At 74.1% G+C, this 12,289-nt stretch carries 10 protein-coding genes and 1 pseudogene; 4 read left to right on the top strand and 7 right to left on the bottom strand.

Annotated features, from left to right (window positions below; translation table 11 throughout):
* Positions 1 to 110: 110 nt before the first annotated feature.
* A complete protein-coding gene (locus tag ACIGQF_RS27380) occupies positions 111 to 707 on the bottom strand; it encodes a ScbR family autoregulator-binding transcription factor (RefSeq protein ID WP_399715267.1) in 597 nt (198 codons plus the stop codon).
* 254 nt (positions 708 to 961) lie between these two features.
* On the opposite strand from ACIGQF_RS27380, the gene ACIGQF_RS27375 reads away from it, so the two are divergent.
* Complete coding sequence (locus ACIGQF_RS27375) at positions 962 to 1,981, top strand: MDR family NADP-dependent oxidoreductase (protein WP_399715265.1); 1,020 nt, start codon at positions 962 to 964, stop codon at positions 1,979 to 1,981.
* Positions 1,982 to 2,414: 433 nt separating this feature from the next.
* Here ACIGQF_RS27375 and ACIGQF_RS27370 read toward each other — a convergent pair whose 3' ends face one another.
* Entirely contained in the window at positions 2,415 to 3,128 is a 714-nt protein-coding gene (locus ACIGQF_RS27370; protein WP_399715262.1) for a TetR family transcriptional regulator, read from the bottom strand.
* Between the two features lie 515 nt (positions 3,129 to 3,643).
* Here ACIGQF_RS27370 and ACIGQF_RS27365 point away from each other — a divergent pair.
* Positions 3,644 to 4,408 (top strand): HAD family hydrolase, encoded by a 765-nt coding sequence (locus ACIGQF_RS27365; RefSeq protein ID WP_052868594.1) that lies wholly within the window; start codon positions 3,644 to 3,646, stop codon positions 4,406 to 4,408.
* Between the two features lie 587 nt (positions 4,409 to 4,995).
* Here the strand turns inward: ACIGQF_RS27365 and ACIGQF_RS27360 are convergent.
* Together ACIGQF_RS27360 and ACIGQF_RS27355 are read right to left on the bottom strand one after the other, a co-directional pair.
* Entirely contained in the window at positions 4,996 to 5,856 is an 861-nt protein-coding gene (locus ACIGQF_RS27360; RefSeq protein WP_399715258.1) for a PaaX family transcriptional regulator C-terminal domain-containing protein, read from the bottom strand.
* 51 nt (positions 5,857 to 5,907) lie between these two features.
* A complete protein-coding gene (locus ACIGQF_RS27355; RefSeq protein ID WP_399715255.1) occupies positions 5,908 to 7,521 on the bottom strand; it encodes an AMP-binding protein in 1,614 nt (537 codons plus the stop codon).
* 143 nt (positions 7,522 to 7,664) lie between these two features.
* On the opposite strand from ACIGQF_RS27355, the gene ACIGQF_RS27350 reads away from it, so the two are divergent.
* Positions 7,665 to 8,789, top strand: coding sequence for an acyl-CoA dehydrogenase family protein (locus tag ACIGQF_RS27350; protein ID WP_399715251.1), 1,125 nt, complete (start codon positions 7,665 to 7,667; stop codon positions 8,787 to 8,789).
* Here ACIGQF_RS27350 and ACIGQF_RS27345 read toward each other — a convergent pair.
* Positions 8,764 to 9,039, bottom strand: a complete 276-nt coding sequence (locus tag ACIGQF_RS27345; protein ID WP_399715248.1) for a hypothetical protein — start codon at positions 9,037 to 9,039, stop codon at positions 8,764 to 8,766. The genes ACIGQF_RS27350 and ACIGQF_RS27345 overlap by 26 nt on opposite strands.
* 24 nt (positions 9,040 to 9,063) lie before the next feature.
* Here ACIGQF_RS27345 and ACIGQF_RS27340 point away from each other — a divergent pair.
* Positions 9,064 to 9,204, top strand: a pseudogene (locus ACIGQF_RS27340) (TetR family transcriptional regulator C-terminal domain-containing protein); the annotation flags it as partial.
* Positions 9,205 to 9,629: 425 nt separating this feature from the next.
* Here the strand turns inward: ACIGQF_RS27340 and ACIGQF_RS27335 are convergent.
* On the bottom strand, positions 9,630 to 10,781 hold the full coding sequence (locus tag ACIGQF_RS27335; RefSeq protein ID WP_399715245.1) for a glycerate kinase: 1,152 nt from the start codon (positions 10,779 to 10,781) through the stop codon (positions 9,630 to 9,632).
* Positions 10,782 to 10,823: 42 nt separating this feature from the next.
* A complete protein-coding gene (locus tag ACIGQF_RS27330; protein ID WP_399715241.1) occupies positions 10,824 to 12,242 on the bottom strand; it encodes an SLC13 family permease in 1,419 nt (472 codons plus the stop codon).
* Between the last annotated feature and the right edge of the window lie 47 nt (positions 12,243 to 12,289).

Genomic DNA, 12,289 nt, shown 5'->3' with positions numbered 1-12,289 from the left:
ATCTTTGGGCAGAGGTGATACGTGTGACGGAAGGAATCCAGCTGAGCGGCCTGATCGGGTGGGACGAAAACCGGCCGGAGAGTGTGCGGAGGGGGAGGCCGGCGGTGGAGTCAGGCCGCTTCCCGCTCCCGGCGGCCGTTGGGGTCCAGGTGGCTCATCGCGCCCGGCGACGCCAGGCTCGGCAGGATGTGCCGCCACAGCTGGCCGATCCGCTCGTGCAGGTCGTCGCGGTTGCTGGCGGCCAGCGAGAAGAGTTGTACGCCCATGTACGCGGCGACGAAGAACTCGGCGGCCTTCGCGGGATTCACCGCGGGCAGCAGCTCACCCCGGTCGCGGGCCTCGGCGAACATGCCGGTCGCGATGGAGATCCAGTCCTGGTACGGGACCAATGGTTCGGCGCTGAAGGTCGTCTCCACGGCGATTCGGGTGCCGGCCTGAAGGACCGGATCCGTGCGCAACCCCTCGGCCACCCGGTGACTGAAGTCGATCGCGTCCTGCACCCGCGACTCGCTCGGCGGGGGTACCAGCATCTCCGTCTGTTCCGCGATGACCGCGCGGGCCAGGGCGTCCTTCGACGGGAAGTGGAAGTACAGCGCGCCCTTGGTCACCTGGGCCCGCTGGATGATCTCCGCGATGGTGGCCGCCTCGTAACCGCGCTCGCCGATGACCTCGGCCGCCGCCACGAGGACGGCCTGTCGAGTGCGCACTGCCCGTTCCTGCTTGGCCACCGGCCGTCCTCCGCGTGTTCGCTCGTGGATGCGGTCCGCCTTCAGCGGATCTGGCCGAATTCTATTGACGGTGCAAACAATAATCCAACCAGACGGTATTGATCTGTCGTGGAGATTTGGGAAAGCTTCGTTCCGGTCGTACCGCTCACCAGCCGTCGGCCGGCGATCCCGGACGCGGCGCGTGCGGTCGGGACCGCACCCCGGCAGCCCTCTACCCCCAGGAGCCTCCCCCCATGGCCGCGCCCGTCCATCCCACGACCCACCGTGAAGTCCGCCTAGCGGAACGCGCCGACGGCGCACTGACCCCGGACCACTTCACGGTGGCCGACGCACCGATCCCGGTGCCGGTTCCGGGCACGGTGCTCGTACGCAACCGCGTCATGGCCGTGACCGCGGCGATGCGCACGATGATGGGCTCGGCCGACCTGCCCATGCCGTCGTTCCTGCCCGGCCGGGCGCTGTGGGGCGCGGCGATCGGCGAGGTGGTCGAGGCGCCCGGCGGCGGGTTCGCGCCCGGCGACCTCGTCCGGCACGACCTCGGCTGGCGGGAGTACGCCCTGGTGGACGCGGCACGGGCCCGGCGCATCGACCCCGACGCGCTGCCCGACCCGGCGGCCCACCTCTCGCAGGGCGCCACCGCCTGGGGCGCCCTCGTGCACATCGCTCAGGTCCGCCCCGGCGACACCGTGTTCATCACGGGTGCGGCCGGCGGCGTCGGCAGCATCGCGGGCCAGATCGCCCGGCGCCTGGGGGCGCGCCGGGTCATCGGCTCCACGGGCTCCGAGCGCAAGGCCGAGTACCTGGTGAAGGAGCTGGGCTACGACGAGGTCGTGCTGCGCGGCGCCGGGCCGATCGGCGAGCAGCTGCGCCGCGCCGCACCCAACGGCATCGACGTCCTGCTGGACATGGTGGCCGGCGAGCAGTTGACGGCGGCCCTCGAATCGGCCCGCACGGGGGCCAGGTTCGCGCTGGTGGGCGCGTTGTCGGCGCAGCTGGGGAAGGGGGACGGGATCACGGCGCCGGTCGAGCTGGACGCCGGGCTGATCGTCTCCCGGCGGGTCTCGCTGCGCGGCTTCTCGGTACGGGACCACCAGGACCTCGTGCAGGAGTGGACCGAGGAGTTCGGGCGCGGACTGCGCGACGGCACGCTGATCTTCGCGCACAGCCGTCTGCGGGGCCTGGATCAGGCGCCGCAGGCGCTGCGCGAACTCGTGGCAGGCGGCCACACCGGGTCGGTGCTGGTCGAGCTGTGAGCTCCGTGCGGCCCGCCGGGGGGCGGGCCGGGCGGCAGTCGGCGGAGCCCGCCCTGACCGGGCCCCGTCGGCACACGGGCGCGGGGGGGGGGGGGGCGGGCGCGCGCCCCCCCCCCCCCCCCGGGGGGGGGGGGGGGGGGGGGGCCCCCCCCCCCCCCCCCCCCCCCCGCGCCCGTAGAGGAGCGAGGGAGACGGTGCGCGTCGCGCCTCCGGGGCGCACGAGCGACTACGTGGGTATCGATACGAGTGTCTACGTGGGCGGGGATACGAGCATCCACGTGGGCGTCGATACGGGCGTCTACGAGGGCGTCGATGCGGGTGTCCACGTGGGTATCGGTGCCGGGCCATACAGGCACCGATACCGGCAGCGCTACGGGTACCGATACCGGCGGTGCTACGGATGTCGGGCGGTCGCGGCGTTCCCCGGATCCCGTCAGCGCGGCGGGGTGCGGCGCGGGCCGTAGCCGGCCGGGTCGCGTACGGCGCCGCGCAGGGCGGGCTGCGGTACGGCACCGGCGCGCGGTGCGCCGGCGGCGGTGCGTAACGCGCGTCCCGCACCGGGGGCGGGCACCGTGCGGGCGGCCGGCGCCAGTTGCCGCCACATGTCCGTCACGGCCTCCCGGCTCCACCACGTGCGGTCCGCGCGGCCGAGCTCCAGCAGTCCCACGACCATCGTGGTCAGCGCCCGTGCCAGCCGCTGCGGATCGGCGTCCAGGGGCAGCCGGCCCGTCGAGCGGTCGGTGGCGGCCTTCTCCAGGAAGAGCGCGCACCACCGCCGGTGCAGACGGGCGCCGCTGGGTTCGGGATCGCTCTCCGGGCGGATCTGGAGGCCGGCCCGGACAACGATGTCCCGGTCCACCCGCTCCAGGAGGGAGACCGTGAAGTCCCGGGACGCGCTCAGTACGGGATCGGGCGCGCGCAGCAGCTGTTCCTCCAGCTCGCGCAGCGCGCCGAGCGCTTCGTCCCGTACGGCGAGGGTCAGCTCTTCCTTGGACTCGAAGTGGAAGTAGAGGGCGCCTTTGCTGAGTCTCGCGCGCCGGCTGATGTCGACCATGCCGGACGCGGAGACGCCCTTGTCGATGAAGCTCTGGGCGGCCGAGCGGATGAGCGCCTGGCGGCTCTGGATCGCGCGGTGCTGCGTGGGCACTGTGTCCGTCCTGTCTCTCGTCCGGCCGGGGCCGGTCGAGCCGATGGACCGCCCGGCGGGCCATCGGCTCGGTGGTTCGATGGTCAAAGACTATAGAGAAAACCAACCATGCGGTTTCAATATCGTACGACTCGTTTCGAACAGGCGCCGATACCGGCCGCTCCGCCCGAGCGGCAGTGGCCGAAGCGACACCCCCATGATCCGAGCGGTGTGACGCACGTGACGGCGGCTCGTCCCGGGCGCCTCAGGCGTTGCGGCCGTGTACGGGTTGTGTGTGAGGTGTGGCTCAGCGCATTGACAAACAGCGCAGGCGGTTTTTAAATCTGCAAAGGCGAGCAACGGGACGCGTTGCCCCCATGAAAGCCGTTGTAACGCTTCTCTGCCAGGCCCCCGCGGCGTTGCGGACCGACGGAACCGTTTCACACTTCACACATGCCATCGATTTGATTCCCCCGCGGCCGACGGGAGTCCCGGACTCCGACCGGCCCGTCAACGCATCGGAAAGGTATCGAGCAATGCGCGATTCAGCGGACGTCGGCGAAGGCATCGGGGGGGCGCCGCGCGGTGCCGGTACGGTCCCGATCCGGGCGGTCGTTTTCGACTTGGACGGCACCCTCGCCGACACGCTGCCCGCCATCGGCCGGCTGTTGTCGAAGGTGGTCGCCGAGCAGGGCCGCCGGGTGACGCCGCGACAGGCCGCCGCCGCGGTCGGCAAGCCGGCCCCGGCCGCGTTCGGGCAGCTGCTCGGCCGTCCCGAGACGGACGAGGCGGTGCTCACCGCGATGAGTCGCTATCGCGAACTGTTCGCCCACGAAGTGCTCCGCGAGGGGCCGCGTCTGCTGTTCCCCGGCGTCTCCTCGGGGCTGTCCGCGCTGCGCGCGCACGGCATAGAACTGGCCGTCGCCACCTCCAAGGTCTCGCGCAGCGCCGAGGCGCTGCTGGACGTGATGGGCATCCGCGACCTGGTCGGCCCGGTCATCTGCCACGACATGGTGCGGCGCGGCAAGCCGCACCCGGAGATGGCGCTGCGCGCCGTCGCGCAGCTCGGCGTCTCGCCGCGCGAGAGCGCGTACGTGGGCGACACCGTCGGCGACATGCGGATGGCCGTCACCGCCCACATGGCCCCGATCGCCGTCACCTACGGCGTCGGCCGCTTCGGCGAGCTGGCCGCGGTGGCCGGCACCCGGATGTGCAGCTCCTTCCGGGACGTGGTCGCCGCGGTGGCCGCCTCCCGCCCCCGCCCGGTCGAGATGGCCGCGGGGTACCCCCGGATGCGCTGAGGCGCGCCCATGCACGGAGCGCACACCTTGGTACCGCGCTCCCGCCGCCGGACGGGACCCGTCCCGCGCCGCCGGCGCCCGTCGCCCCCGCGGCCGCACCGACCCCCAGGAGGCTCCCGTCGAGGGCCGCGCGTCCGGAAAGACGCGGCCCTGCACGACCCCTGCCCGCAGGGGCCCGTTGCGCCCGTCCGCCCGTCCGCGGCGGCCGCCACCGGTACTCGTCACCCGACCGTCCATGCCTGCCCCGCACGGCGTGCCCACGGCGGAAAGCCCCGCCACCCGCGGCCGTTCACGGCTGCGCGGCGGCACGCCGGACCCCCCATGCGGGGCCCGGCCCGCCGGGCCCCGACCTGTACCTGTACCTGTACCTGTACCGGGAACACGGCGGGCCGGCCGACCGACCGACCAGCCGACCGACTACGCGAGCCACGCACGGCCCTGGCACAGCCCCCGTCGAGCACACGGGATCGCGCACAGCTTTCCCGCAGCGCTCACACGACGCTCACCGAGCACACGACGACCACGCACCGCCCGCGTATGCCCTCACGCGAAGCCCAGGGCGCCCCGCAACCCCGACCGCACGGCGCTCACTCCGCCCCCGCAGCCCCCCGTTCGCCCAGCACCCCGCTCACGTACTCCGCGCCCGCCGCGTGCAGCCGGCGGTGGAGGCGGCCGAAGACGGCGGCCGCGTGGCCGCCCGGCCAGTCCGCCGGCAGCAGCGCCGCGGGCAGGCCGGGATCGGCGTACGGCAGCCGGCGCCAGGCGTCCAGCGTCATCAGGTAGTCGTGGTACGCAGCTTCGAGATCCGTGCTGCGCCGGCGGCTCCAGCGCCCGAGCACCGGCTCGTGGGCGTCGAGAAACGCGCGGTGCCGCGCGGCGATCGCGGGCAGGTCCCACCAGCGGGTCACCGCCTCCGCCGTCGGCGCGAAGCCGGCGTGCGCACCGGTGAAGAGGTCCACGTACGGGTCCAGCTGGAGACGGCGCAGAACGTGCCGGGTCTCCTCGTACAGGTGGCCCGGGGCGATCCATACGCCCGGCGCCGCGGTACCGAAGCCGAGCCGGGCCAGCCGGGAGCGCAGCAGGTGCCGCTTGTGGCGCTCCTCCTCGGGGACGGAGAACACCGCGAGCACCCAGCCGTCGCTCGCGCGCGGTGTGGGCCGTCCGTAGATCCGCCGGTCGCCGTCGGCCAGCAGTTCGCGGGCGTCCGCCGAGAGCGCGTACCCCGCGGCCCCCGACGACGTGCGCGCGGGCACCAGCAGTCCGCGGCGCTTCAGCCGGGAGACGGCCGAGCGCACCGACGGCGGGTCGACGCCCGCCACGCCCAGCAGCGTGATCAGCGCGGCCACCGGTACGGGTCCCAGCGGTGCGCCCTTCGCGTCGCGTCCGTACGCGCCGTAGAAGGTGACGATCAGGGACCGTGGGGTGCGCTGCGGCTGCGGGTCACTCACGCCGTCACTCTAAGTCGTGCCGCCGGGGCCCCGGTGGCCGGTGGCGCTGTTTCACGGCGCTTCCCGGACGGGCGCGCGCAGCCGGAAGCGCTGGAGTTTGCCGGTCGGCGTCCGGGGCAGCGCGTCGTGGAAGACGAACTCGCGCGGGCACTTGTACGGCGCGATCTCGGCCTTGGTGAACTCCCGTAGTGCGTCGACGGTTTCCTCCGTATGGGGGAGGCCGAGGTCGAGCACCACATGGGCGACGACGACCTGTCCCCGGTCCGCGTCGGGCCGGCCCACCACGGCCGCCTCGGCCACGGCCGGATGCCGCAGCAGCGCCTCCTCGACCTCGGGCCCGGCGATGTTGTACCCGGACGAGATGATCATGTCGTCGGCGCGTGCGACGTAGCGGAAGTACCCGTCCGTCTCGCGTACGTAGGTGTCGCCGGTGAGGTTCCAGCCGTCCCGTACGTACTCCAGTTGGCGCGGGTCGGCGAGGTAGCGGCAGCCGGTCGGGCCGCGTACCGCCAGCAGTCCCGGCTCGCCGTCCGGGACGGACCGGCCCGCCGCGTCCACCACCCGGGCCTCGTACCCCGGCACCGGCACCCCGGTGACGCCGGGGCGGGCGTGCTCGTCGGCGCCGGAGAGGAAGATGTGCAGCATCTCCGTCGCGCCGATGCCGTTGATGAGCCGCAGCCCGGTCGCGGCGTGCCAGGCGCGCCAGGTGGCGGCGGGCAGGTTCTCGCCCGCCGAGACGCACCGGCGCAGCGAGGTGACGTCGTGTCCGGTCAGTTCGGGCAGCATCGCGCGGTAGGCGGTGGGCGCGGTGAACAGGACGGACACGCGGTGGGTCTCGATGTGCCGCAGCAGTCCGCGGGGGCCGCCGGGCTCGGCGAGCAGGGTGGAGGCCCCGGCCCGCAGCGGGAAGACGACGAGTCCGCCGAGGCCGAAGGTGAAGCCGAGTGGCGGCGTGCCGGCGAAGACGTCGTCCGGTTCGGGGCGCAGCACGTGTGCCGAGAAGGTGTCGGCGATGGCGAGCACGTCGCGGTGGAAGTGCATGCAGCCCTTGGGGCGGCCCGTGGTGCCGGAGGTGAAGGCGATCAGCGCGACGTCGTCGGCCGCGGTGTCCACCGCGGGGTAGTCGACGGGCTTCCCGGCGGCCCGGCGCAGCAGGTCGTCCGGGCCCTCGCCGCCGTATGCCGTGATGGCGAGGCCGGGTACCGCGGCCTTGGTGAGGTCGTCCACCGTCCGTATGTCGCACACCGCGTGGCGTACCCGCGCGATGTCGCAGAGGGTGGCCAGTTCGTGGGCGCGCTGGGCGGCCGGCACGGTCACGGCGATGGCGCCGGCCTTCATCACGGCGAGCCAGCAGGCGGCCAGTTCGGGGGAGGTGGGGCCGCGCAGCAGGACCCGTTCGCCGGGCCGCACCCCGAGGTCGTCGGTCAGCGTGTGGGCGAGGCGGTTGACGTGCGCGCGCAGATCCTCGTACGTCCAGACCGTGCCGTCACCGTGGCGTACCGCGGGCCGGTCGGCGCCGAACCGGCGCAGGGAGCCGTCCAGCAGTTCGGTACCGCAGTTGAGCCGGGGCGGGTAGCCCGCATCGGCCATCAGAGGCCATTGCGCGGGTGGCGGGAGATGGTCGCGGGCGAAGGTGTCGGTGTGGGCCGTTGGCTGCAGATCCATGACGCATGCGCCCCCTCGTGACGCTCGGCCGTGGTGTCCGAGGGCCGCCGGGGGCTGCCGTACGGACGCTTCGTCAGCGTAACGTGTTCGTGACGACAGTCAACAGATCGCGATAAGGCAGACCGTGACAAGGGAGCCGCCCTGTGACCGCATTCGCGCTCGACTCCGACGACGTGGCGTGGTGTGCCGAACTCCGGGCCCTGACCGCCGACCGGCTGCGCCCGCTCGCCGAGAAGGCCGAGCCGGGGCGGGTGAACCGCCCCCTGGTGGCGGCCCTCGGCGAGCTGGGCCTGCTCCGCCGCCTGTTCCCCGACGGCGGCACCGTCCGCGCCCTCGACCTGTGCCTTCTGCGGGAGTCGCTGGCGCAGGAGTGCACGGAGGCGGAGACCGCGCTGGCCCTCCAGGGACTGGGCGCCTCTCCGGTACTCCAGTCGGGTACCGAGGAGCAGCGGGCGCGCTGGCTGCCGGAGGTCACCGCCGGGCGCGCGGTCGCCGCCTTCGCGCTGAGCGAGCCGGACGCCGGGTCGGACGCGGCGGCGCTCACCCTGGCCGCCGAGCCGGACGGCGCGGGCGGCTGGCGGCTCAGCGGCGAGAAGTGCTGGATCTCCAACGCGCCCGAGGCGGACTTCGCCACCGTCTTCGCGCGTACCGGCGAGGCCCCCGGCGCGCGCGGCGTGACCGCCTTCCTGGTGCCCGCCGACCGGCCCGGGCTGAGCGGCGAGCACCTGGACATGCTCAGCCCGCACCCCATCGGCACGCTGGTCTTCGACGGCGTCCCCGTGTCCCGGGACGACGTCCTGGGGGAGCCGGGCCACGGCTTCGGCGTCGCGATGCGCACCCTGAACCTCTTCCGGCCCAGCGTCGGCGCCTTCGCCATCGGCATGGCCCAGGCGGCGCTGGACGCCGCGCTCGAACACGCCGCCACCCGCACCGCGTTCGGCGGCCCCCTGAAGGACCTGCAGTCCGTCTCCCACCGCCTCGCCGACCTCGCCACCCGCGTCGAGGCGGCCCGGCTGCTGGTGTACGCGGCGGCCGCGGCCTACGACGCGGGCGCGCCCGGCATCGCCAAGCGCGCCGCGATGGCCAAGCTGCTCGCCACCGAGACCGCCCAGGAGGCCGTCGACGCGGCAGTGCAGATCCACGGCGCCCGCGCGCTGCGCCGCGGCCACCTCCTCGAACACCTCTACCGGGAGGTGCGCGCGCCGCGCATCTACGAGGGCGCCACGGAAGTGCAGCGGACGATCATCGCGCGGGAGCTGTACCGCTGACGGCGGCCCCGCCGTCGGGCGCCCCGCCACCGTCCCCGTCCCCGTCCCCGTCCGCGGCGCCGTCCTCCGGCCCGGCCGCCTCCAGCCCCGCGTCCGCAGCGGCCACCGCGGCCCGCTCGGCCGTCAGGTCCAGCCCGCGGCAGGCCAGCAGGTACACCCCGGCCGAGACCGGTAGGCCGATCAGCATGGTGATGTCGGCGCCGCCCACCCCCGCCAGAGCGAGGCGCTGCGGGCAATCGACGAAGCGCACGAACGGCTGCTGAAACTCATCGACATGCAGCTGCCGCGGTTCGGCCGGGTGCGCGAGGAGTGGTCGATCCGGCTGCAGTACTGGGCCGAGGCGGTCGTACGCCCCGAATTCCACGCCGCGCACAACGAGTTCTACGCCCGCTGGCAGGACGCCGTGATCCGCATAGTGCTGCGCGGCCGGCGACAGGGCGCCTTCCGCGCCGACGTCGACCTGGAGGGCGTCGCCCTTCCGCCTCACCGCCCTCACCGACGGCGCCGCCGTCCAGGTCCTCACGGGAGCCCCCCGCATGACGGTCCCGGTGATGCGCGAGCTACTGATCGACTTCGTCCGCCGGGAACTGGTGGCACCGCCGGAGATGCGGAAAGGCGCCGCCGTCCGGTACAGTCGATCTTGAGCTCGCCGCCGGAACCCCGGCGAACGGCCCGGCGTTGGTGGTCCAAGGAAAGACGCCCCGCTTCCTGCGGGGAAATGCAGGTGCAAGGCCTGCCCAGCGCTCGTGACGAACCCCGGCTCTCCGCACGGAGAGCCGGGGTTCTTGTCTGTCCGGTCCGCCCGGCCGCCAGGAAGGCGACCGGGGAGCCCCGTACCGGTCACGCGGCCAGCCGGGCCCCGAGCAGCACCATCCGCAGCGCCCGCTCGGTCGCGTCCGTGAGGAACTCGGTGCCTCTGCCGAGCGCCTCGTGCAGCGACACGGGGGCCGGCAGGATCGCGCTGTACGCGTCCACGCCCACGGCCCCGACCTGGTGCGCGCCCTCGCCGATGGTGCCCGCGAGCGCCAGGACCGGGCGCCCGAAGCGCTTGGCGCGCCGGGCCACCTCGGCCGGCACCTTGCCGCGCGGCGTCTGGTAATCCAGCGCCCCTTCGGCGGTGACCACGAGGTCGGCGCGGGCCAGGCGGGCGTCCAGGTCGAGATGGTCGAGGAGCACGTCGAAGCGGGGGAGCAGCCGGGCGCCGAGGGCCGCGAGCCCCGCGCCCAGGCCGCCGGAGGCGCCGGTACCCGGGGCGAGCCGGAGGTCGGTGCCGCAGGACAGGTCGCGCCCCAGGACGTACGCCCAGCGCTCCAGGGCGGCCGAGAGCTCCTCCACCTGCCGCGGCGTCGCGCCCTTCTGCGGGCCGAAGACGCGGGCCACACCGCGCTCGCCGCACAGGACGTTGTAGGGATTGCACGCGACGAGCAGTTCGACGTCCTTCAGGCGGGGATCCAGACGTGCCGGGTCGATCCGGTCGAGGCGCCCCAGCTCCCGGCCGCCGGGCGGCAGTTCGTACCCCCTGGCGGTGAGCAGCCGGGCACCGAGGGCCTGGAGGGCGCCGGCGCCGCCGTCGGACGTGCCGGAGTCGCCGCAGCCGATCAGGATGCGGCGTACGCCCGTGCCGAGGGCGGCGCGGATCAGTTCGCCCACGCCGTACGTGGTGGTGGCTCCCGGGTCGCGGCGCCCGCGCGGCACCAGGGAGAGCCCGGCGACGGCGGCCATCTCGACGACGGCCGTACCGGAGCCCAGCAGCGCGAAGTGGGTGCCGACAGGCTCGCCGACCGGGCCCGTCGCGGGCCGGGACACCAGCCGTCCGCCGGTCGCGGCGGCCAGCGCGGCGGCCGTGCCCTCACCGCCGTCCACCAGCGGAATCAGATCGATCTCGGCCCCGGGGACCACCCGGCGTACACCGGCGGCGATGGCCTTCGCCGCGTCCTGGGCGGAGAGCGACTCCTTGAAACCGCTGGGGGCGACGGCGAAACGGGTCAGCATGGCGGGGTTCCTTCCGGAAGGGCCGGCACTCGGGGAGCGGCTTCAGGGCTTGAGGAGCGGTACGCCGAGCAGTGGCCACACCGCGAGGGCGAACAGCAGGACCAGGGCGGCGGTCAGCGGGGCCAGTACGCCCGATAGCCGCAGCAGGTCACGCGGGGTGTAGGTGGGGGCACCGGGAAGCTGGGCGAAGAGTGCGACCGGCTTCGCCGAGGCGGGCAGGGTGTGGCAGAAGCCGGCCGCCGCGGTGGACGCGAGCGCCGCGGCCACCGGATTGACCCCGGCACCCACGGCGGCGGCCACGACGAGCGGGACGAGGACCGAGGACCGGGCCGAGCGGGACTGCAGGACCAGATGAGCGGCCGTGCTGATGACGATCACGGCGGCAAGGAAGAGGCCGGGCGGTACCGCGATGGGCAGGCCGGAGACCAGCCACCGGGCGGCGCCGGAGTCGGCGAGCGCGACGCCCATCGCCATCGTCGCGGCCATGAAGAGCAGCAGCGACCAGGGCACGGATTTCAGCGCGTCCTTCAGGCGCACCGTGCCCAGGGCCGGGGACGCCGCGACGACCGCGCCGGTGAGGGCCACCACCGCGGGCGGCACCTGGTGCAACGGCTCGCTGCACCACAGCGCGACCACCGTGCCGAGCAGCAGCGCGCACCGGGTCTCGTCGGTGCTGAGCGGGCCTGTGACCGGCTTGTCGCTGTGCTCCTGGATCTGCTCGGCGGTGATCCGCACGGGACCGCGGCGGTCGGCCCGCCGGGTCGTCGTCAGCAGCACGGCCTCGGCGGCCAGATGGGACGAGGCGACGGCGAGCGGCAGGCCGAGCAGCAGCCACCGGGTGAAGCCGATGCGCTCACCGGTCGCCTCCCACAGCACCGAAACGGTGATCAGGTGGGCACCGGCGCCGATCAGGGTCGCCACCGCGGAGAGCAGGATCACGGTCGGGAAGAGCAGCGCGAGCATCACGACCAGTCGCCTGCGGTCGGCGAGCACCTTGGCGAGCGCCAGGAACACCGGCAGCGCGAGCGCGGCCCGCCCCGAGGTGGCCGGCACCGCGAAGGCCGTGACCACCAGCGCCGCGGTCGTCAGATGCGTCAGCTGCCGCACGCTGCGGGCCCCACTGACCAGGAACGCGGCGGCCCGCCCCGCGAGCCCGGTGCGCGTGACGGCGGCGGCGAGCACGAAGGCGCAGATGAGCAGCCACACGGTGGCGTCGCCCAAGGTGCCGAACAGGGTCTCGCTGCTGATCACGCCGGTCGCCGTGAGCGCGAGACCGGCGCCGAGGGCGATGTACGTGTCGTCGATCGGCGTGCCGATCCAGGCGCAGGCCGCCAGCGCGAAGACGCCGAGGGTCAGGCGGGCCTCACCGTTGAGCCCGGGGAAGTTCCCGGGGACGGCGAGCAGGGCGCAGAGGCTGAGGGCCACGCACAGGGCCGCGGCGTGGCGGAGGTTCACACTCACCCTCACAGCGTCGGGCGACGCCGTGAGTCACCGATGAGCCGTACATG

Origin of the sequence: Streptomyces sp. NPDC053560, from assembly GCF_044544605.1 — a bacterium.
Taxonomy (GTDB): Bacteria; Actinomycetota; Actinomycetes; order Streptomycetales; family Streptomycetaceae; genus Streptomyces.
This window is presented reverse-complemented; position numbering and strand designations above follow the sequence as displayed.